This window comes from Stenotrophomonas sp. 86156_Sma (assembly GCF_056481625.1).
This window is the reverse complement of record NZ_CM151157.1, coordinates 417,755-439,348: the sequence shown is the minus strand read 5'-3', so window position 1 is coordinate 439,348 and position 21,594 is coordinate 417,755. Positions and strand designations below refer to the sequence as shown.

General features: G+C 66.0%; 19 protein-coding genes. 8 read left to right on the top strand and 11 right to left on the bottom strand.

The window, feature by feature from the left end:
• Window positions 1–82 precede the first annotated feature (82 nt).
• Window positions 83–1,597, top strand: a complete 1,515-nt coding sequence (locus ACZK33_RS01950; RefSeq protein ID WP_057501969.1) for an acetyl-CoA hydrolase/transferase family protein — start codon at window positions 83–85, stop codon at window positions 1,595–1,597.
• A gap of 72 nt (window positions 1,598–1,669) precedes the next feature.
• Here ACZK33_RS01950 and hglS read toward each other — a convergent pair whose 3' ends face one another.
• The 9 genes from hglS to ACZK33_RS01905 form a co-directional block, all read right to left on the bottom strand.
• Complete coding sequence (hglS, locus tag ACZK33_RS01945) at window positions 1,670–3,034, bottom strand: 2-oxoadipate dioxygenase/decarboxylase HglS (protein WP_478454040.1); 1,365 nt, start codon at window positions 3,032–3,034, stop codon at window positions 1,670–1,672.
• Between the two features lie 165 nt (window positions 3,035–3,199).
• On the bottom strand, window positions 3,200–3,688 hold the full coding sequence (locus tag ACZK33_RS01940) for a hypothetical protein (RefSeq protein WP_329811098.1): 489 nt from the start codon (window positions 3,686–3,688) through the stop codon (window positions 3,200–3,202).
• Window positions 3,689–3,719: 31 nt separating this feature from the next.
• Window positions 3,720–4,472, bottom strand: a complete 753-nt coding sequence (locus tag ACZK33_RS01935) for an HAD family hydrolase (protein ID WP_049412263.1) — start codon at window positions 4,470–4,472, stop codon at window positions 3,720–3,722.
• Window positions 4,473–4,567: 95 nt separating this feature from the next.
• Window positions 4,568–4,978, bottom strand: a complete 411-nt coding sequence (locus tag ACZK33_RS01930) for an EF-hand domain-containing protein (RefSeq protein ID WP_004139214.1) — start codon at window positions 4,976–4,978, stop codon at window positions 4,568–4,570.
• Window positions 4,979–5,210: 232 nt separating this feature from the next.
• Window positions 5,211–5,582 (bottom strand): hypothetical protein, encoded by a 372-nt coding sequence (locus ACZK33_RS01925; RefSeq protein WP_032968343.1) that lies wholly within the window; start codon window positions 5,580–5,582, stop codon window positions 5,211–5,213.
• A gap of 210 nt (window positions 5,583–5,792) precedes the next feature.
• On the bottom strand, window positions 5,793–6,506 hold the full coding sequence (locus tag ACZK33_RS01920) for a M15 family metallopeptidase (RefSeq protein ID WP_423174666.1): 714 nt from the start codon (window positions 6,504–6,506) through the stop codon (window positions 5,793–5,795).
• Window positions 6,439–7,992: a serine hydrolase domain-containing protein gene (locus ACZK33_RS01915; RefSeq protein WP_423174667.1), complete on the bottom strand. Its 1,554-nt coding sequence runs from the start codon at window positions 7,990–7,992 to the stop codon at window positions 6,439–6,441. Before ACZK33_RS01915 ends, ACZK33_RS01920 begins: the two co-directional genes overlap by 68 nt.
• Window positions 7,993–8,047: 55 nt before the next feature.
• Window positions 8,048–11,071, bottom strand: a complete 3,024-nt coding sequence (locus tag ACZK33_RS01910) for a TonB-dependent receptor (RefSeq protein ID WP_423174668.1) — start codon at window positions 11,069–11,071, stop codon at window positions 8,048–8,050.
• Window positions 11,072–11,122: 51 nt separating this feature from the next.
• Window positions 11,123–12,613 (bottom strand): transglutaminase-like domain-containing protein, encoded by a 1,491-nt coding sequence (locus ACZK33_RS01905; protein WP_423174669.1) that lies wholly within the window; start codon window positions 12,611–12,613, stop codon window positions 11,123–11,125.
• A 132-nt stretch (window positions 12,614–12,745) separates the two neighbouring features.
• On the opposite strand from ACZK33_RS01905, the gene ACZK33_RS01900 reads away from it, so the two are divergent.
• The 6 genes from ACZK33_RS01900 to ACZK33_RS01875 all read left to right on the top strand — a co-directional run bounded on the left by ACZK33_RS01900 (window position 12,746) and on the right by ACZK33_RS01875 (window position 19,002).
• Window positions 12,746–14,182 carry a C40 family peptidase gene (locus ACZK33_RS01900; protein ID WP_423174670.1) on the top strand — a complete coding sequence of 479 codons (1,437 nt, stop codon included), beginning with the start codon at window positions 12,746–12,748 and terminating at the stop codon, window positions 14,180–14,182.
• Window positions 14,183–15,277: a dipeptide epimerase gene (locus tag ACZK33_RS01895; protein WP_110710846.1), complete on the top strand. Its 1,095-nt coding sequence runs from the start codon at window positions 14,183–14,185 to the stop codon at window positions 15,275–15,277.
• Window positions 15,278–15,638: 361 nt separating this feature from the next.
• A complete protein-coding gene (locus tag ACZK33_RS01890; RefSeq protein ID WP_423174671.1) occupies window positions 15,639–16,487 on the top strand; it encodes a MurR/RpiR family transcriptional regulator in 849 nt (282 codons plus the stop codon).
• A 15-nt stretch (window positions 16,488–16,502) separates the two neighbouring features.
• On the top strand, window positions 16,503–17,264 hold the full coding sequence (locus ACZK33_RS01885; protein ID WP_423174672.1) for a L,D-transpeptidase family protein: 762 nt from the start codon (window positions 16,503–16,505) through the stop codon (window positions 17,262–17,264).
• Entirely contained in the window at window positions 17,261–18,562 is a 1,302-nt protein-coding gene (locus ACZK33_RS01880) for an APC family permease (RefSeq protein ID WP_043400011.1), read from the top strand. The genes ACZK33_RS01885 and ACZK33_RS01880 overlap by 4 nt, the downstream gene beginning before the upstream one ends.
• 110 nt (window positions 18,563–18,672) lie before the next feature.
• Window positions 18,673–19,002: a hypothetical protein gene (locus tag ACZK33_RS01875; protein ID WP_423174673.1), complete on the top strand. Its 330-nt coding sequence runs from the start codon at window positions 18,673–18,675 to the stop codon at window positions 19,000–19,002.
• 52 nt (window positions 19,003–19,054) lie between these two features.
• Here ACZK33_RS01875 and yiaA read toward each other — a convergent pair whose 3' ends face one another.
• Complete coding sequence (gene yiaA / locus ACZK33_RS01870; RefSeq protein ID WP_423174674.1) at window positions 19,055–19,507, bottom strand: inner membrane protein YiaA; 453 nt, start codon at window positions 19,505–19,507, stop codon at window positions 19,055–19,057.
• Window positions 19,508–19,677: 170 nt separating this feature from the next.
• On the opposite strand from yiaA, the gene ACZK33_RS01865 reads away from it, so the two are divergent.
• Window positions 19,678–20,844, top strand: coding sequence for a PQQ-dependent sugar dehydrogenase (locus ACZK33_RS01865; RefSeq protein WP_423174675.1), 1,167 nt, complete (start codon window positions 19,678–19,680; stop codon window positions 20,842–20,844).
• Between the two features lie 117 nt (window positions 20,845–20,961).
• Here ACZK33_RS01865 and ACZK33_RS01860 read toward each other — a convergent pair whose 3' ends face one another.
• The gene (locus ACZK33_RS01860) at window positions 20,962–21,504 is read right to left on the bottom strand and encodes a hypothetical protein (protein ID WP_423174676.1); all 543 of its coding nucleotides are present in this window, start codon (window positions 21,502–21,504) and stop codon (window positions 20,962–20,964) included.
• Window positions 21,505–21,594: the final 90 nt, after the last annotated feature.

Genomic DNA, 21,594 nt, shown 5'->3' with positions numbered 1-21,594 from the left:
AAAAGCCATTCCACGAAGGTAGAACCCCCCGTACGGATGAGGATGGCCGATAATCGGCTTTCCCCCCAGAAACACTGTCGTCATGTCTGTTGATCGCATCGCCAACGCGCGTCTTCGTGACCGCGTGGTCTCCGCCGAGGCCGCAGCCGCGCTGATCCAGCCCGGTGAAACCGTGGCCATGAGCGGCTTTACCGGCTCTGGTTACCCCAAGGCCGTTCCCGTCGAACTGGCCCGCCGCATCGAAGCGGTGCATGCCCAGGGCCTGCCCTTCCAGATCAGCCTGATGACCGGCGCCTCCACTGCGCCGGAACTCGATGGCGCGCTGGCCAAGGCCGATGGCATCGCCATGCGCATGCCGTTCCAGAGCGACCCGGATGCGCGCAACCGCATCAACGAGGGCAAGCTGGATTACATCGACATCCACCTCAGCCACGTGGCCCAGCACGTGTGGTTCGGTTTCTATGGCGAGATCGATACCGCCGTGATCGAAGTCTCGGCCATCCGCGAAGACGGTTCGCTGGTGCCCTCCACCTCGGTCGGCAACAACAAGACCTGGCTGGACCTGGCCAAGAAGGTGATCGTCGAGGTCAACGAGTGGCAGCCGGCCGGCGTCGACGGCATGCATGACATCTACTACGGCACCGCGCTGCCGCCGCACCGCAAGCCGATTCCGCTGGTGAACGCCAACGACCGCATCGGCGACACCGCGCTGCGCTGCGACCCGGACAAGATCGTGGCCGTGGTGCGCACCAACGGCCCGGACCGCAACAGCCCGTTCAGCCCGATCGATGCGACCAGCGAGCAGATCGCTTCGCACCTGATCGAGTTCCTCAAGCATGAAGTGAAGAAGGGCCGCCTGCCGCCGAACCTGCTGCCGCTGCAGTCGGGCGTGGGCAATATTCCGAACGCGGTGCTGGCCGGCCTGGCCAAGAGCGGCTTCCGCGACCTGGCCGCGTTCACCGAAGTGATCCAGGACGGCATGCTCGACCTGCTGCGTGACGGCGTGCTGAGCTATGCCTCGTGCACCGGCTTCGCGCTGAGCCCGCAGGCCAACGAGACGTTCAAGGAGAACATCGATTTCTACCGCGAGCGCATCATCATGCGCACGCAGGAAATCTCCAACCATCCGGAACTGGTGCGCCGCCTCGGCTGCATCGGCATGAACGGCATGATCGAGGTGGACATCTACGGCAACGTCAATTCGACGCACGTGATGGGTACGCGGATCATGAACGGCATCGGCGGTTCCGGTGATTTCGCCCGCAACGGTTTCCTGTCGGCGTTCCTGAGCCCGTCCACCGCGAAGAACGGCACCATCTCGGCGATCGTGCCGATGGCCAGCCATGTCGACCACACCGAGCACGACGTGTCAGTGATCGTGACCGAGCAGGGCCTGGCCGACCTGCGTGGCCTGACCCCGCGCAAGCGTGCGCAGGTGCTGATCGACAACTGCGCGCACCCGGATTTCCGCCCGCAGCTGCAGGATTACTTCGACCGTGCCAGCCGCGAGAGCTACGGCAAGCACACCCCGCACCTGCTGCCGGAAGCGTTGTCGTGGCACCAGCGTTGGCTGGATACCGGCACGATGAAGGGCTGAGATCCGGAGACTCTGGTAGAGCCGGCCGCTGGCCGGCTCCCCAGAACAGCCGGCCAGCGGCCGGCTCTACCTTCACGCGGTGCGCAGCGCCGCCAGCGATTCGGCCTGCAGCCGCTCGTAGATTTCGAACTCGTCATTCACCGCCACGCCCAGCGCCTGCTCGAAGGCCTCGCGGTTGGCGTGTGCGGCATACGCACGCTGTTCTTCACCGCCCAGGTTCGACTGGAAGATGCCGGCGGCACTGACCGGCAGGAAATCCTCGTAGACGATCGGGTCGGCCGTGGCCAGGCCGGCGGCCACCAGCACTTCAGCCGGCAGATCAGCCACGCGCTCCGGCGCGGCGCGGCCGGCATCGGTCAGCTGGTAGCGGTAATAGCCCAAGCCTTCCTGGCGCAGCGTGTCATGGTCATCCGGGAAGCTGGCGAACACCGCCTGCAGGCGCTGGCCGTAGTCGCCGCCGGTACTGCCTTCGCCACCGGCATCGCGTGCCTGCGACAGCAGCTGGTCGTAGAGCGCGCGGCCCTTCGGGGTCAGGGCAAGGCCACGCTGTTCGATCTCGCCGAAGCGCGCGGTGTGGGTGCCGGCATCGCCACCCTCGCTGTCCGGGAAATGCACGGCTTCTTCCAATGCCTTGAAGCTGGTCTGCCGCAGCAGGATCGGGCAGGCACGGCGCGGCGGGCCTTCGATCACCGCCTTGGCGGCCATGCCATGCTCGATCATCGCGGCCTGCGCAGCGTCGATATCCAGCGTGCGCGGCGTCAGGTGGTTGATGTGCGGGCCACGGAAACTGACCACGTCGGGCACCAGGCGATGCGCGTTGTGCAGCGCGTGGTAGGTCGGCAGATCGACGGTGGCATCGCCGTGCCAGCGGAAGGTTTCCAGTGCTTCATCGACGAAGCGCCCGGCGTCGGCCTGCGACAGGCCACCGTCACGCTCGGCCTGATCGATCAGCGCCAGTGCGCCGTCGGTGAAGATGCGGCGGCGAGCAAGGATCTTCGCCGATTCGGCACGCAGCGCTTCGTCTTCGATCAGCTCCAGGCGCAGTAGCGAGGTGAACACGCGGAACGGATTCTGCGCCAGCGCGGCGCCGGTGAGCGGGCGGAACGCGGTGGAATGCACCGGCACGCCGGCCACAGACAGGTCGTAGTAACCAACCGGGTACATGCCCATCACCGCGAACAGGCGGCGCAGCGTGGCCAGTTCCTGCACGGTGCCGACCCGGATCGCGCCGTGGCGCTCTTCATCCAGGCGCGCGCGCTCGTCGTTGCGCTGCAGCTGCGCGGCCAGCGCAGGGTCCTGGTCAAGCACCTGCGCGTTGATCCGCTCCACCAGTTCCACCAGCGTGCCGTACAGCGGCACTTCGGTGCGGTACATGCGGGACATGGCCTGCGCGAACAGGCGGCGGATCACATCAGGCGAAACGAAAGAGGCGCTCATCAGTCACTCGATTACGGGAACGGGGAACAGCTCGAACCCGTATTGTCGCCGGAGCGCAGGGCCGCGGCGATATGCAGAGCAACATGAAGGAAATCGGTAGTGCCGGCCGCTGGCCGGCAACCTCGGGATGCCTGGAAGGGTGCAGTTGCCGGCCAGCGGGCGGCACTACCGCTTGAGCTGGCGCCTCAGGGTGGCATCCAGGGTGATCGGCCGGTCCCAGTGCTGGTAGCTGGCCACGATGGCGTGGCGCAGCGCGCGGTAGTGCAGGTTGTCCGGCTTGGTCGGCATGCGCTTCACCACCGCCTCCCAGCCGCCCTCCGGGTCCTGGCTGAAGGCGCGCACGCTGTCGCGGCAGGTCTGGCCGCTGGCCTTGGCCCAGAAGCAGGCGAAGTAGATATCCCCGGCCTGCCAGCCATGGGTGGTGAACAGCGCGCTGATGTAACCGCGCGGCACCTCGGCATAGCGCGACACTTCGTCGAGGAAGGCGTCGGGGTAGCGTTCGGCGTAGTGGTTGATGTCCTGCAGCTGGGCATCGACCCAGCGGTCACCGGTTTCCACCGTGTAGGCCGCCGAACGCTCGGCGGTCTGCTGGGCCAGCACGGTGGCCGGCACCAGCAGCAAGGACAACAACAGTGCGCGCAGTCGGACGTTCATGCCCCGATTCTGCCGCAGCCGCCGGGTCCTGTCAGGCCGCCGCAGCCGCCTTGGCCTCGATCGCCGCCAGTGCGGCCGGCCAGTCGTGGGCGGTATCGGCGGTGACCATGCGCGGTTCATCGTCGGCCACGCCGTGCTGGGTCTCGTGGGCCCAGGTCACCGCGTACGGGGTATGCACGCCCCAGCCACCCAAGGTCACCACCGGCTCGATGTCCGAACGCAGCGAGTTGCCGACCATCACGAAGCGCTGCATCGGCAGGTCAAACTCGGCCAGCACGCGGGCGTAGGTTTCCGGGTCCTTCTCGGAGACGATCTCGATGCGCGGGAACAACTCGGCCAGGTTGGCGACCTTGATCTTGGCTTCCTGGTGGAACAGGTCGCCCTTGGTGATCAGCACCACCGGGTAGTGCTCGGCGATGGCCGCCACTGCTTCACGCACGCCGTCGATCAGTTCGACCGGGTGGCGCAGGGTGTCGTGGCCGATGTCCAGGATGCGCTGGATGTCCTTGGCCTCGATGCGCTGGCCGGTGATGTCGATGGCCGCTTCGATCATCGACAGCGTCATGCTCTTCACGCCGTAACCGAAGGTGCCCAGGTGGCGCTGCTGCACTTCCAGCAGGTGGCGCGCGGTCTGCGTGTCATGCACGTCGACGTAGCGCGACAGCAGGTCAAGATAATCCTGCTCGGCCTTGCGGTAGTAGTCCTCGCTCTTCCACAGCGTATCGTCACCGTCAAAACCGACCAGGCCGATGGCGCGCGACGGCGCAGGCGTGGGGGTGTTCATCGCACAAGGATACAGGGGTGCTGGTGACGATAAAAACCCGGGCGGCCGCAGCCGCCCGGGTCCCCATGCACCGGTCTTCCCGAATCAGGCGTGGATCAGCGGCCCTGCGCCGCGCCGGCACCTGCACCGGCCTGCTGGGCGGCCACGTAGGCCTTGTACTCATCGGCGCTCAGCTCGCCGTCCTTGTTGGTATCGGCCTGGTCGAACACCTGGGCCAGGCCTGCGTTCACCTGCGCCTCGGTCTTGCTGATGGTGCCGTTGCCATCGGTATCGATGCTGGCCCAGGTCTGGCCACCGCCATTGGCCTGTGCCGAAGCCGCTGCGGCCGCGTTGGTCGCCTGGTCAGCCGCCTGCCCTGCCTGTGCCGCCGACTGCTGCGCCTGCGCGGCCTCGTTCTGTGCCTGCGCGGCCTGCTGCTTGGCCGACTGGGCCATCGCCGGAATGGCCAGCACGCTGCCGGCGGCGACGATCAGGGCGATCAGGGGCTTGCGGTTGCGAATAGTCATCAGGGGTGTCTCCTACCAATTGGGTGGTGTTGCGCGGCGTGTTGTCTCCGCACGGCACCTACCCTGCCACCGCTTTTCTGAATCGATTTTGCCCCGCGACCGGCGTCAACACGCACGATTAACCACTCACCTCCACGCATGCTTTAGCGCGGTGGTTAGCAGCAAGTGAGCAGCTCATAAGATGCGCATTCAGCGCTGCCGGATTTAACCGGCAGCGAACGAAAAACCTGCGTCAGTCGACGTTCTGAGCCGATGACCGCGAACTGAACACCACCCAGCCGAGGGCAACACCAGCGAGCGCGCCGGCGATTTCCAGCACCACGCGGCTGCCGAGTTCGTTCGGATCGTGGATGGTGGCGAGGAAAAGGCGCGCATACAGGGGCGACTCCAGACGCACGATGCCCATGTAGAACAGCTTCCAGGCATCGATGCCGGCGGAGATGATCACGGCGATGACACACGACCAGCCGATGGCGTGGCCGACCGTCCAGTGCAGCAACCGGCACAACTGCGACCACAGGAAGTACACCAGCAGGCCGACCAGCAGGGCGATGGCGCCGGCTTCCAGGGTGCCGAGCAGGCCGAAGTGCAGGGGAAGGTTCATCGGGTGGGCAGGGATGAAGAGGCGGCCAGTGTAAGGGATCTGCCTCGGACCCAATCCGTTAGCCCCGGTAGATCCACGCCATGCGTGGATGAATCCCCATCGAAATCGAATACTCCGATGATTGAACGAAGAGCATCCACGCATGGTGTGGATCTACCGTGTCGACCAAGGTCGACACCTACCAACAGCAGCGCCCCTCTGCCGATGTCCCTACCGCACGGGGACGTCGTATGCGGTGCCCGGGTCCGGTTCGGGCTGCAGGGTGTAGTGCCACCACTCCTGCGGATAGTTCACGAAGCCCCGCCGCGCCATCGCGCGCACCAGCTGCTGGCGATTGGCCTGTTGTGCATCGCTCAATCCGCTTGTCTGCGTGTGCGCACGAGGGCCGAAGAAATCGAAATCCGTCCCCATGTCCAGCGGCGTGCAGGTACCGCTGCGGCAATCGAACAGACCGAGGTCGACGGTGGCACCGCGGCTATGGCCGGAGCGCTCGGCGATGTAGCCGTCGGCCAGCAGCCGTGGCTTGTCCAGATCCGGGTACTGCAGAGCCTTGCGCGAGCGCTCGCGCGGATCGTTCACCCAGGCCATGAAGGCCTGCACCGAGCGCACCGGCCGGTAGCAGTCGTAGAGGCGCAGGCCAAAGCCATCCGCGCGCAGGTCCTGTTCCACCTGTGCCAGTGCCTTCGCCACCGGCGCCAGCAGGTAACAGGACGGCGCCTCGTAACCCGGCACGCGCGCGCCGGTGAAGTTGTTGGCGCCGGCGTAGCGGATGTCCATCTCGATGCCTGGCGACAACGTGCGGATCTCCACGAATCCGGCGCTGGCGGCATCGGTGGCCGGTGAAACACGCGGCGGCTCAGCGGCGCTGGCGCTCGCTGCCAGGGCAGTCGCCAGTACGAGTGAAATGCAGGTCCTGGAAGTCATAGCTGAAGTCGATGTCCGGATCGATGGCACGCAGGTCCAGTGTGGGCGGTGCACCGTCACCGGGCTGCAGCCAGGCCTGTGCGTCTTCGCCCAGCGTATCCCAGCGCAGCAGCCAACGCCCCTGCAACTGCAGCACCGTGGCCTGCAGCCGGGGCGACTTGTCCACGCTGAAGCGCAGGCCGTCCTTGCCCGGGCACAGCGAGGCCGGGCCCAGCCACGTATCCATGTAGCGGCCCTGCCAGCGCTGCAGATCGGAAGCCGTGAGTCGCTGTGCATCCGAAGTCACAGGTCGCTGATGCCCGGTTGCCGCACGAGCGGCCTGGTCCGCCTGCAGTTCGGTCAGGTACTCCATCGCCGGACGCGCATCGTCGGGTGTGGTGAAGCGCTTCAGCGCGGCCTGCATCAGCGCGGTACGCGCATCCTCGCCTTCACCGTTGATCAGCATCACCACACCCACCTTCCGGTCGGGCAGCAGCGCCAGCGACGAGTACATGCCCGACAGCGTGCCGGTATGCGCTACCTTCCACTGCCCGTCCATGTCCGACACACGCCACCCATAGCCATAGCCGTAGAAATGCGCGTTGTCCCAGCGCCGCTGGCGTTCACCCAACGGCATCGGCATGTGCAGGGTCCACAGCGTGCGCCGCTGCTCGCTGCCCAGCCAGTCCGGCACCAGCGCAGGATCCAGCAGCACCTGCATCCAGCGCGTCATGTCGCGCAGTGAACAGCGGATGCCGCCTGCCGCCATCGAGGTCAGGTTCGGGCTGATCGCACCGTCTGCGTTCACAACCTCATGGCGATCACCGCGCCAGGCGTGCGGCTGCGCCACGTTGCCCACGCGCTTCACCGACCACGCCCCTACCTGGCAGCGCGTCATGCCGAGTGGTTCGAACACCTGTTCGCGCATCAACTGGTCGTACGGCTTGCCAGCGGCCGCAGCGGCCACCTCACCGGCCACCACATACATCAGGTTGTCGTAGGCATAACGGCTGCGGAAACTGCTGACCGGCTTCAGGTGTGCCAGCCCGGCGATGATGTCGGCACGGGAGAACGTGTTCGGTTCCGGCCACAGCATCAGGTCACCGGCACCCAGGCCGAGACCGCTGTTGTGGATCAGCAGGTCGCGCACCTGCATCTGCTGGCTCACCCATGCGTCATGCATGCGGAAGCCCGGCAGATGCCGCTGCACCGGATCATCCCAGCGCAGCTTGCCCTGCTGCACCAGCCGCGCCAGCAACGCGCCGGTCATCGCCTTGCTGTTGGAGGCGATCTTGAACAGCGTGTCCTCGTCGATGCGGCCGCCATCGCCACGCTTACCTTCAGCATGGCGATAGACCACCTGTCCGTTCTCGACCACCGCCATCGCAAGCCCGGGGAGATGTTCGGCGCGAACCACGGCGGCGACATCGGCATCAATTGAAGCGGTGTCGATCGCCGATGCGGAGGGTGCGGCCAGTGCCGCTGCGAGGATCAGCAGATGATGCATGCACGCTTCCCTTCCAATGCCCGCGCCGCCCACACAGACGGCACGGGATGCAGCCTCAGAAATTCCAGGTCACCACCAACTGTGTATAACGCGGAGCCTGCCAGCGCGTCCCGGTGGCGAACGTCGCCTCGCGGTACTGGCCGGGTTGCGCTTCATAGCGCTGGTGCACATTGATGGTCTTCTGATTGTTGAACAGGTTGTAGACCGACAGCCGTGCGCTGAGGTCGATGCCCTCCACCGGCAAACGCCACGTCACATTGGCGCCCATGGTCCACGTCCATGGCAGGCGACCGAACGCGCCGCGCGGACTGTACTCGAACTGTCGCTGGTTGTATGGGCCGGAGCAGTTGGCCACGCACAGCCAACCGGTGCCACCGCCACTACCTTCACTGGAGGTACTGCCACCGGCGATGGAGTCGTTTGGCCACATCACGCCATACGCAGTGATCGGGCCACCGGACTGCACCTGCAACGTGGTGCCGAAGGACCATTGCTTGTTCAGTGCGTACGCAGCTCGCAGCTTGAACTGGTGGCGGAAGTCGTTGAACAGTACGCCGTAGCGCTCGTTGGTGGCGGGGTGGTCCCAGAACTGGACCATGCCGGTATCACCGTAGTTGGTATCGGAGTTCACCGGCCCTTCGAAGTTGCCCTCGCTCTTGGACCACAGATAGGACGCATTGAACATCCACTTTTCGTCCCACGCGCGGTCGATCTGGAACTCCAGCGCCTTGTAGGTGCGCTTGGGCTTGGAGTAACCGATCACCTCGCCGCTGCCGCCCTTGCGATAGCCGCTGTTGGCGGTATCGATGGTGATCCAGCCCTCGTTGGCACAACCGATGCTCTTGTCGCCCCAGATCGTCAGGCTTTCGCCCGGATTGGCGATCGGCCACAGCGTGCTTGGGGTCGGGCCGCACGGGGTGTAGTTGATGCGGATGTCATCCAGGGCGCGGGTCATGCGCCGGTAGGTGGCATTGACACCCCACGACCAGGCTTGGTTGATCATGTTCTGGAAGCCGAGGATGTACTCGTCCTGGTAGACCGCCTTGAGATCGCGGTCCACGCTCTGGCGCAGGTCGGCACCGCCGGTGTTCATGCGGGTGTCGGTCGGCCCGATCTGCTGGCCGACGATCGGTGCCATGTACGGCGAGCCTGTCGGCGAGCTCTTCTGCTCCCAGCCGTTGAGCACGTAATAGCTGTATTCGTCGGTGAGACCACCGGCGAAGTTCACGTTGATGTTGTTGGTAACCGGCAGGTAGTAGCGGCCGGCGTTGCCGAAGAGCTTGGTGCTGCCATCACCGCGCATGTCCCACGAGAAGCCCACACGCGGCGCGACCAGGTCGTCCATCTTGATGAACGCCTTGCCGGCGGCGGTGCGGTTTTCGAAACGGTCCCAGCGCACGCCGAGGTTGAGCATCAGGTTCGGAGTGATGTTCCAGATGTCTTCCACGTAGAAGGCATTGGCTTCAGTCTCGAACGTGCCTCCCGACTTGCGGTTGCGCGCACGCAGCATTTCGGTAACGCCTGCTGGCACGTAGGCATTGGCACCGTCCCAGACTTCATCGCCAGGTCGCGCTACGTAGGCCGTGTAGCTCAACTCGGTCGGACCGGGGTAGCGGGTGGACTGCTTTGTGGTCATCAGCTCACGGTCGACACCGAAGCGTAGCAGGTGATCACCCAGCTGCCATTCGAAGTCCAGTCGCGCCACGTCACGGGTATCGTCACGCTCGGCCACTGCCGTGCCGGTGGGGTGGCAGCCTGCGCGCAGGCCCTGCAGCTTGCCCAGGCGCGGGCCGTAGGTGCTGTCGGTGAACACCGGGCTGCACGCCTGATCCAGCGACGAATTGGTGAACGCACGCTGGTTGTTCTGGCCGACCATGGCGCGGGCGGTGAAGTTCTGGCCGAAGTGGCCGGTATAGGTGGCCGACCAGTTGCGACCACCCGTCTCGGTGACCGAATCACCGCCCCATGCACCGAGCTGGTCTGCGTTCCAGTTGTAGCCATACGAGGCGTTGGTGACGTCACCTTCGTCGGAGAACGCCAGCAGCGCCAGGCTGTGGTTGTCGTTGATGTTCCAGTCCAGCTTGGTGCCCCAGAAGCCGTTGCCGGAATCATTCTTGAACCAGGTACTGCCATCGGACGAGGTGTTGTGCCCTTTGTCACTGCGGTCTTCGTACATCGCGAACAGGAACAGCTTGTCCTTGATGATCGGACCGGAGCCCCACACGTTGGTCTTCAGGAAGGAGTTGTTGTCGCGGCTGCCATACGAATGCGGGGTTCCATCACGATGGAAGTGGTCGCCGCCGCTGGAGCGCCATGCACTGGGCTCAGCGGTGACTTCCACGCCGCCTTCGAACTCGTTGCTGCCCGAACGGGTCACCGCATTGATCACGCCACCGGTGGAGCGGCCGAACTCGACCGAGTATCCGCCGGTCTTGACCTGAAACTCCTTGAAGAAGGCGAACGGCGCGGTACTGAAGCCGCGACGGGTGTACATGTCGGTGACATTCAGGCCATTGATGAAGACGGCATTTTCAGCCACCGACGAGCCGGCGAAGGACAAGCCACCAAAGGACGAGTTGCCGCCGACCACGCCAGGCGCCATCAGTGCGACCGCAGACAGGTCCTGCGCCACAGGAAGGCGCGAGATTTCCTGTCGATTGATGTTGAAGGATGTTTCGGTGGAATAGACATCCACGCGATTGACCACGCGTGTGCCGACCACCTGCAGTGCATCGAGATTGGTGACGCCGCCGCCGCTTGCCAGATTGACCGTGGTGGTGCCGCCGATCGCGACGCTGACAGCAACCTGATCACCCAGCTTCTGGCCATCACGGCTGAGCTGCAACTGGTAGTCGCCCACCGGTAGCTGGCCAAGGCGATAGCTGCCATCGGCACCGACCGTGACAGAGCGGGTCAGGCCCGTGCTGTTGCTGACCACGGTCACCTGATCACCGGCGGTGGCGCGGCCCGCCACCGCGCCGCTCACGTTCTGCGCCATTGCGGTGCCGGGCAGCATCACGCCCAGACACGCCCCGAGGGCGACGCACAACGCCGCCCGCTTGATGCTGTAAGCCTTCATCCCCTGCTCTCTCCTGCAAGAATTGAATGGTGTGGAGTGCGATGTGTCGCGCTAGCGTTGCCCGGCTGGCAGTACCCGCCACTGGAAGTCGTAGCTCCATTGGTCGAAGTACAGGTTGCCGCCTGCCCACTCGGCCTCGCCGCGCTGCGAGTCGACCGTTTCCGAGCGGAAGTGCTGCTTGGCCGGCGCGAAGCGCTGGCCGAAATCGTCGTTGAAGGCGATGCGGTAGCCGTCGAGGCCACCCAGGTAGAAATCGCGCAGGGCAGGCACGTCGCTGGCCAGCGCGCCGGTGGTCACATCCATCGGCAGCCAGCCATACGGCGCCAGGTAGACCTGCCCCCAGTCATGCAGGTTGTTGTAGCCGCTGCCATCGTCGGAGAACACCATGCCCGACTGCCAGCGCGCGGGAATGCCGTTCATGCGCAGCAGCGCGATCAGCAACAGCGTCTGCTGGCCGCAGTCGGCATGTCCGGCACGCAGCGCGTAATCGCTGATGTTGCTGATCGTGGAGTATTCGCGCGCACCGGCCCATGGAATGCGATCCACGGCAGCAAACAGCTTGCGCACCACTTCATACGGGCGGGTTTCCCCCTGCAGCACCTGGTCGGAGAACAGCTTCAGTGCCGGCGTGAATCGCACGTGCGGCGGCTGCTCGGCCAGGTAGGGTTTCAGCGCCGGATCGGCCGGTGTCGGCTGCACCTTGGCCGGATCGATCGCGGTATGCCGGGCCAGGATCGTGACCGCGTAGCGGACCTCGAAGCGGGTCGGCTGCCCGGCCACCGCTTTGGCTTCCAGATAGGCCGTGCGCTGCAGGGTGCTGGCTGGCGCCACGCGCGCCTTGCCCGGGGTGCTGCCCAGCCACTGCACCTGCTCCTGCTGGCCGGGTATCTCGCGCGGGTACGGAATCCAGGCGCGTACGGTCTCGCCGGCCGGCACCGCATCGGCTTTCACCGTGAGCGACTGGGTGAATTCAATGCGCTGCGGCAGTACCGACGCTTGGCCACTTTGTTCCGCTGCGGCAAGCACGCGCGCGTGGTGCGCGTTGAGCACCTCGTTCGGGCCCGGCGGCGACATCGGTGCATCCGCGCGGCGGCGTGCGCGTGCCTCATCGCTGAGCAGGAACAGGTTCGACGGTGCGCGCTTGAAGTACCAGCGCGTGCCATCGATGTCGAGGTGTTCGATCAGTCCAAGCTGGTCCCAGCGTGCGAATTCCTCGTCGGTCAGGTCGGGAATCCAGCGGCGCACGGCAGACTTTGCGGCGGTTTCGTCGAGGGAAAAATCCAGGCGGATGCGGCGCATGCGTTCTTCCTGGAACGCGATGTCGTCGAAACTGACGCCAGGCTCCGCCGCGTCCGCAGCCGACCAGGTGTTCAGTTCGCTGCCGGCTTCGGAGAACCGTCCCGCGTCGATCATCTGCACGACCCGCGCAAACTGGATGGCCGAGGGTGGCGGCTCCGCTCCCGCCGACCACGCCCACAGCAGCAGCGCGGCACACAGGCCGGCAGTGGCAGGCAGACGTGGTTTGCGAACGGCAGGATCCACAGCGACACTTCCCCAGCGCGGGTGGTAACGGCTGTGTAACACGGGCCGGGATGCCGGTCAATAATTTATTCTTGATTTCGGTGCCAAAAGGAATAAATATTCCAACAGGCATTCGAGGAGGGTGTGCAGCGCATGATCCTGGCTTCCCGCGAACGGCATCGGCATTGGCCACGCCGCTTGACCCTGGCCCTGTGCCTGCTGGCCGCACCGGCCTTTGCACAGGCGGCCCCGCCGCCCGACCCGGGCGCGCCGCTGCCCTATGTGATCGGCCTGCACGAGGCCTACCTCACCCCGCAGTACTGGACCGCGCGCCTGGACAACGCAGACGTGCCGATCCTGGACCGCAGCCAGATCGAGGCACAGAACGCACGGATGCGCTCACAGGACAGCCACATCCAGGACATCGCCGCACTGCCCGAGCAGCTTGATGCGGCGGCGGTGCGTGCCAGCATCACCGCGCTGTCGAGCTGGCCCACCCGCACTCTGTACAACGACAAGGGCCAGGCCATTGCGCCGGCACTGCGCAGCGCGACTGAAGCCAATCTGGGCCTGCAGTCCATTCCCGCGCAGACGACACCGCAATATGGGCTGGTGGTGAAGCGCGCGGCGCTGCGCACCTTCCCCACCCGCGAGCGCGTCTTCAGCAGCATCGGCGACACCGACATCGATCGCTTCCAGGAATCGGCGCTGTTCCCCGGCGACAAGGTTGCCGTGGTCCATCGTAGCGCCGACGGCCGCTGGCTGTTCGTGCACAGCGAGCGCTACAGCGCATGGATCGAGGCCGATGCCATCGCCAGCGGCGACAAAGCCACCGTGCTCGGCTACGGCGCGAAGGGACCGTACCGGATCGTCACCGGCGCCACCGCACAGACCGCCTACACCCCGGAAGAACCGCGCGTCTCGCGCCTGCAGCTGGACATGGGCGTGCGCCTGCCGGTGCTGGCCGACTGGCCGGCGTCAGAGCCGGTGAACGGCCAGCAGGCGCACGCCTCGTGGGTGGTGCAGTTGCCGGTACGCGAAGCCGATGGCCGGTTGAAGCTGGTGCCGGCGCTGCTGCCGCGCTCGCAGGACACCGCCGCTGACTACCTGCCGCTGACCCCACGCCTGCTGCTGCAGCAGGCCTTCAAGTTCCTCGGCGAGCGCTACGGTTGGGGCCACGACTACGACACCCGCGACTGCAGCGGTTTCGTTTCCGAGATCTACCGCAGCTTCGGCGTGCTCCTACCGCGCAATACCAGCGCGCAGGCGGTCAGCCCGGCGCTGGACCGCGTGCCATTCACCGGCAAGGACGGCAAGGCCGTGCGCGACCGCGCCGTCACCGACCTGCAGGTGGGCGACCTGGTCTACATCCCCGGCCACGTGATGATGGCCATCGGCCACGTCGACGGCCGCACCTGGGTCATCCACGATACGGCGGGCGGCAGCTGGTTTGGTGCTGACGGCACGCGCGTGCAGGCCCACCTCAATGGTGTTTCGGTCACCCCGCTGGAGCCGATGATGGCCAGCGACAGCGTCCGCTACATCGACCGCATCACCAACATCCAACGCCTGCGTGCCAAGACCCCCTGAATGAAGATCACTGCCATCGAACTGGGCATGCTGCGCGTGCCGCTGAAAACACCGTTCAAGACTGCCCTGCGCACGGTGGAAACCGTGGAAGACGTGGTGGTGCTGATCCGCACCGACACGGGCAACACCGGCTACGGTGAAGCCCCGGCCACGGCGGTGATCACCGGCGATACGCACGGCTCGATCATCGAAGCGATCCGTCACTTCATCGCGCCGCGCCTGATCGGCCAGGACGTGGCCAACCTCAATCGCCTGTGCGGTCTGGTGCAGACCGCGATGGAGCGCAACACCAGCGCCAAGGCGGCGGTGGAGATCGCGCTGTACGACCTGTGGGCACAGCTGCATGGCGCGCCGCTGTACCAGATGCTGGGCGGCGGCGACCCGGTGATCACCACCGACATCACCATCAGCGTGGACTACATCGACAAGATGGTGGCCGATTCGCTGTCGGCGATCGAACGCGGCTTCGAGTCGCTGAAGATCAAGGTCGGCAAGGACATCGGTCTGGACATCGAACGGGTCAAGGCGATCCACGCCGCCGTGGAAGGCCGCGCCCTGCTTCGGCTGGACGCCAACCAGGGCTGGACCGCCAAGCAGGCCGTGCACGCAATGCGCACGCTGGAAGAAGCCGGCGTGGTGCTGGAACTGCTGGAGCAGCCGGTAAAGGCGGCCGACATCAGTGGCCTGAAGTACGTGACCGACCGCGTCAACACGCCGGTGATGGCCGACGAAAGCGTGTTCAGCCCGAGCCAGGTGATGGACCTGATCCAGCAGCGCGCGGCCGACATCATCAACATCAAGCTGATGAAGACCGGCGGCCTGTCCAACGCGATCCGCATTGCCGACATCGCCGGCATCTACGGCGTGCCCTGCATGATCGGCTGCATGATCGAATCCAGCATCAGCGTGGCTGCGGCGGTGCACCTGGCGGTGGCCAAGAGCGATGTGATCACCAAGGTCGACCTCGACGGCCCCTCGCTGGGCCAGTTCGACCCGGTCAGTGGCGGCGTGCACTTCAACGAATCGGAGATCAGCATCAGCGACGTGCCGGGGCTGGGCATCACCGAAGTGCGCGGGCTGGAGATGCTGGGTTGATCTCTGCCTTGCGGCTGGCCTGGCGTACAACTGACTTTGGGTCGGGCGTTACTTTTCTTTTCGCGAAAAGAAAAGTAACCAAAAGAAACGCTCCGCCGGCCGCGAGCCGGCGTGCTGCGCACGTCGGTGCCCTGTGCTCCTCGGTCCGGCGAGGGACGGCGCGGAACTCGCTGCGCTCAGACACCCGCGCCTCTTCGCCCTCGCCGGACCTGCGGTGCTCGGCTCGCTTGAAGGCGGACTCAACGTCAAAGGCGATAACTGCACTCCGTATCCCCTTCGCGGCTGGCACGCGCGCGACCCATTCCATGAAACGCTCTACGCTGCCAACCGCAGCGCGCCTACATATGCCCGGACTCCCCGCATGCCGCCCCTGCTGAAGATCCGTTCCGAGCGCGGGCAGATGTCGGCCATCGAGCGTCGCATCGCCGACTTCATCCTCGACAACGCTCACCTGCTGCGCGACTACTCGTCCCAGCAGCTGGCCAACGCGTTGGGCATCAGCCAGTCCAGCGTGGTGAAGTTCAGCCAGAAGCTCGGCTTCAAGGGCTACCCGGACCTGAAGTACTCGATCGGCCAGGATGTGGCTCGCGCCGGTGCCGATCCGCAGCAGGCGCCCAGCGAACCCGACAGCGGCGATGACTACCTGCGCCTGGGCGAGGCCCTGCGCCGCAGCAAGGCACAAGCCGAGGAGGAAACCCGCCAGGCCAATCCACGCGGGGAAATCGAGCGCATCGTGCAGCTGATCGACGGCGCGCCGAAGCTGTTCGTGTACGGCCTGGGTGATGACGGCCTGTACGCGCGTGAGTTCGCCATGCGATTGTCGCTGCTCGGCCTGCTGGTGGTGCCGCATACCGACCCGATCCTGATGCTGGCCAACCTGTCGGCGGCACGCCCGGGTGACGTGCTGTTGATGTTCTCCGAGTTCGGCAACCTGCCCCAGCTTTCGCAGCTGTCGCGCCAGTTCCAGGACATGGGTGGCAAGGTGATTTCCATCACCCGCCACACCGCCAACCCGCTGCGCGCGCATGCTGATGCAACACTGGTGGTGTGTGCGCACGACCGCACGCCGCAGGTCGCGCAGCTGCTGTACCGTAGCGCCATGCACGCGCTGCTCGATTTCCTGTTCGTGCTGCTCTGCCACGCCAATCCGGACCGCCAGCAGCAGCTCGCGGTGAACCTGGAGCGGATCGACCACCTGCTGGATTCCTGACCGGAGCGCACGTTGATGAAATCGCTGGTCCGCCTTGCCACCACTGCCGTGCTGCTTTCTGCAGCGATATCCGCCCACGCCGCGCCGCTGGATGGTGCGCGCCAGCTGATCGTGGTCACCAGCGAAAGCTGGGGCAGCACCGAGGGGCAACTGCAGGCCTATGTGCGCGATGGCAACGGCTGGCATGCGCATGGGCAGGCGTTCCCGGTGGCGCTCGGCCGTACCGGCAGCGCGTGGGGCCTGGGCCTGCATCCGGCACAGGGCGAAGGCCCGCAGAAGCAGGAAGGCGATGGCCGCAGCCCGGCCGGCGTGTTCGCGCTCGGCAGCGCCTTCGGCTATGCCATCACCCGCCCCGGCACCGCGATGGCCTACCAGCCCATGCTTGAAAGCAGCTACTGCATGGATGTGCCCGGCTCTCCGTTCTACAACCGCATCGTGGATGAAAAGAAGGTCGGCAGTGCAGCGGTCAAGGGCTCCACCGAGCCGATGCGGCTGGACCTGCACAACCAGGGCGACGTGCGCTACCGGGAAGGCTTCGTCATCGCCCACAACCCGGACAACCAGCCCGGCAAGGGCAGCTGCATCTTCGCCCACCTGTGGCGCCAGCCCGGCGAGGCCACGGCCGGCTGCACCGCCATGCCGCAGCCACGCATGCAGGCGCTGCTTGACTGGCTGCGGCCGCAGGATACGCCGCGCTTCGTGCTGCTGCCGCGCGCCGAGTACACGCGCCTGCAGGCCCAGTGGCAGCTGCCCGCACTGAGCGGAGACGCCCGTTGAGCGCGCAGGACGAACCGCAGCTGCAGCGCGCGGTCAGCCGCTGGCAGATCGTCGGCCTGTCGATCAACGATGTGATCGGCAGCGGCATCTACCTGCTGCCGGCCGCCACCGTCGCCCTGCTCGGCCCCTTCAGCCTGTGGGGCGTGGTCGCCGCCGGCATCGTCGTTGCCCTGCTGGTGCTGTGCTACGCGCAGGCCGCCAGCTACTTCGATGAACCCGGTGGCAGCTACCTGTATGCCCGTGAGGCGTTCGGGCGATTCGCCGGGTTCGAGATCGGCTGGATGATCTGGTTGACCCGCATCAGCTCGGCGGCCGCATTGAGCAATGCACTGGCCGATGCGGTCGCGCGCTTCTGGCCGTGGGCCGGCGCCGGCATGGGCCGCATCGCAGTGATCGTGGTGTCGCTGGGCTTCCTCACCGGCGTCAACATCATCGGCGTGCGCTCGGCCGCGCGCACCGGCGTGGTGCTGGTGATCGGCAAGATGCTGCCGCTGCTGCTGTTCGTGGCCATCGGTGCGTTCTACATCGATCCGCAGCTGGCCTTCTCCGGCCAGCGCCCGGACCCGCATGACCTGCAGCGCATGGGCGAAGCCGCCTTGCTGCTGCTGTACGCCTACGCCGGCTTCGAGAACATTCCGGCGGCCGCCGGCGAGTACCGTAATCCGCGCCGCGATATTCCATTCGCCCTGATCACCATGATCATCACCGTCACCGTCATCTATGGAGCGGTGCAGGTGGTGGCGCAGGGCACGCTGGCCGGGCTGTCCAGTTCGGCCACGCCGCTGGCCGACGCCGCCGCAGGCTTCGGTGGTGAGGCACTCGCGCTGATCCTGACCGTGGGCGCGACCATTTCCATCCTCGGCACCAACAGCAACACGATGATGATGGGCCCGCGCTTCCTGTTCGCGCTGGCGCGCGATGGCTACGGGCCGAAGATCCTGGCGCAGGTGCATCCGCGCTTCCATACGCCGGCCGCATCGATCCTGTGCCAGGGCCTGATCGCACTCGGCCTGGCGCTGTCCGGTTCGTTCGTGCAGCTGGCGCTGCTGTCGATGACCACGCGCCTGTTCGCCTACATCGGTACTGCCGCTGCAGTACTGGTGCTGGCCAAGCGCTATGCCGACCGCCCTGGTGCGTTGAAGCTGCCGGGCGGCCCACTGATTCCGGTATTGGCGCTGCTGCTATGTGTTGCCCTGTTCGCCAGTGCGAGCTGGCAGAACATTGCCGCTGCACTGGTCGCGTTTGCCATCGGCGCGGTGATCTACAAGCTGCCGCGCAAGGATGCCGACGCCGGGTGAGCGGAGCGCCGGGCCATGCCCGGCGGATTGATCTGGCGATCACGCTGCCGGACCGGGCCATTAACCACCGCACAGGCACGATCAGGCTTCGTCAACAACGGAGCCCTTCCATGGCCGAATACCAGATCCCCGGCCGCGTGCCGGATGACAGCACGCCGCGTGATGCAATCTCCAACTTCTGGCGCGAGCGCTATACCTCTGAACCGTACTATGACGATCAGCTGTTCTTCGACGACTACGAACCGGCCTACCGTATTGGCCACTCGGCCCGCGCGCAGGACATGATCCGCGCCTACGAGGAAGTGGAAGGCGAGCTGGAATCACGCTGGGCCAGCGAACGTGGCAAGAGCCGGCTGGAGTGGGCGCAGGCCCGCAATGCCGTTCGCCGAGGCTGGGAGGAAGCGCAGCAGGTGGAACCTCGCCTGGTACGCGGCCCCTGACGGACCCGTTATGCGGCAACGCCGGGGATGGCCCGGCGCTACCGTTGCTGCATCATTCCTGTTCCGGCAGCGGCGGCACGGCCGTGCTGCGCTTGCCTTCAGCGCCACCGGCGGCGATCAGGTCGCGGGTGTTCTTCTGCACCGCCACCGCACCGAACAGCGACAGCGCGTAGGCCATGCCGTAGAAGCCCTTCTCGCTCGACGCCAGGGTGGCATTCCACAGCCCGACCAGCAGCAGCATCAGCGCCGACAGCAGCGCGAACCAGCACAGCGCGTAGTACAGGCCACTGACCGGAATGCCCTCGACGCGGTCGCGCACGCTCTTCTGCAGCGACACCGCCGCGAACAGGCCGAACAGCAGCAGTGTCAGGTAGTAGCCCTTCTCGTTGAGCGCCATCGTGGCGTTGAACAGGCCGATCAGGTAGGCCGCCGCACCCAGCAGCAAGGCCACCCACGAGGCGGCGATGAAGGCAGTGGACGGCTTGTGGGGCATGGCTGTGCTCATTGCAGATCCTTGGCAGGCAGAGGCGGGCACGCTTTGCCCGGGCGTGCCCACCCTAGACGATCCCGCTGCCGCCGCACAGGGGGCGCGGGACCTTCGGGCCACGACGATGACCGTGCAAGTGGTATACAAGGGAGGGCCTGGCCATCCGCATCCCCGCCCTGGAGATACCCATGACCCGCATACCCCTGCTGCTCGCCCTCGGCCTGGTGCCGATCCTCGCCACCTCCGCCTGCAACGCCGCCGACCCGGCCGCCAGCGGCACCCAGGCCACGGCCACGGCATCCACCGCCGCCGATCAACGCCCGTTCACCGCCACCGAGGTCAGCCGCTTCGACCAGCCGTGGGCAATGACCTTCCTGCCCGATGGCAGCCTGCTGGTCACCGAAAAGCGCGGCAAGCTGCAGCATCTGGACCTGGCCAGCGGCCAGAAACACGAGATCACCGGCGTTCCGAAGGTCGCCTACGGTGGCCAGGGTGGTTTCGGTGACGTGATCCTGCACCCGCAGTTCGCAAGCAACCACGTGATCTATCTCAGCTATGCCGAGGAAGGCACGCTGGACACCCGTGGCGCTGCCGTCGCACGCGCCACGCTGGCGCTGGATGCCAAGGGTGGCGGTGAGCTGAAGGACCTGAAGGTGATCTGGCGACAGACGCCCAAGGTCAGTGGCGAGGGCCACTACGGCCACCGCCTCGTCTTCGGCCCGGACGGCAAGCTGTGGATCAGTTCCAGCGAGCGCCAGAAGTTCGATCCGGCGCAGGACATGGGCGGCAATCTCGGCAAGATCATCCGCCTCAACGACGACGGCAGCCTGCCCGCCGACAACCCGTTCGCCTCGCAGGGCGGTGTTGCTGCGCAGGTGTGGTCGCTGGGCCACCGCAACATCCTCGGCATGGCCTTCGACGCCAACGGCAAGCTGTGGGCGCACGAGATGGGCCCAGCCGGCGGCGACGAACTGAACCTGATCGTGCGCGGCGCCAACTACGGCTACCCGATCGTCTCCAACGGCAACCACTACGACGGCCGCCCGATTCCCGACCACGATACCCGGCCGGAATTCGCCGCCCCGAAGGTGACCTGGACGCCGGTGATCTCGCCGGCCGGCTTCGTGATCTACAGCGGCACCCTGTTCCCGCAGTGGAAGGGCAGCGGCTTCATCGGTGGCCTGTCCTCCACCTCGCTGGTGCGCGTGGCCTTCGATGGTGACAGCGCGCGCGAAGCCGAACGCTTCAACATGGGCGAGCGCATCCGCGAAGTGGAACAGGGCCCGGATGGCGCGCTGTGGCTGCTGGAAGACGGCAGCAAGGCGCGCCTGCTGAAGCTCACCCCGAAGACCTGATGTACTGGTAGTGCCGGCCGCTGGCCGGCACCCTGGGTTCTTCCGGCATCCTGCGGTTGCCGGCCAGCGGCCGGCACTACCCATACGAAGCGGCCCCGCACGCGGGGCCGTTCGCATTCATTGAATGGTGATGACCTTCACCTCGGTCTTCGTGCAAGCCTGGTCCAGGCACTGCCCGTTCAGCCACACCTGGCCATCGCCGCTCATCACGCCCTGCTGGTTGACGAACACCTTGCCGAAGTCCTGTTCGGACACCGCCTTGACCACCGCCGGGGTGATGATCTGCTCGTAGTTGCGCTGGAACTCACCGGGGCCGGTGATCTTCCTTCCGTTAGCGATATTCAGCGGGAAGCGCACTTCCTCCACCACCGCAGCGCGATCACCGCCGACCACCGCGGTCTTGAACGCGTTGAACACCTTCTCGTACTGCGCGGCGTCGCCGAGCAGCGTCTCAATGCGTGCACGCGCGTCTTCCGCGGGCGCATCCGTCGGTGCGGCGCCGGCCGGCTCGGCAGCAGCCTTCGCCGGTTCAGCCGCAGGCGTTGCCGCAGCACTGGCCTCCATCGGCGGCGGTGCGTCCACCGCAGGCTCGGCCGGCGGTGCCGGATGCGAACAGGCCGCCAGCAACAGGGCGGGAATCAACACAGCGATCGTGCGCATGCGCGGGCATCCATCGGTTCAAGAACACCGATGGTAGCGCCGCCCCAGTGAGGACAACAAAAAAGGGGACGGAGGGGATTAAGTCGTTAG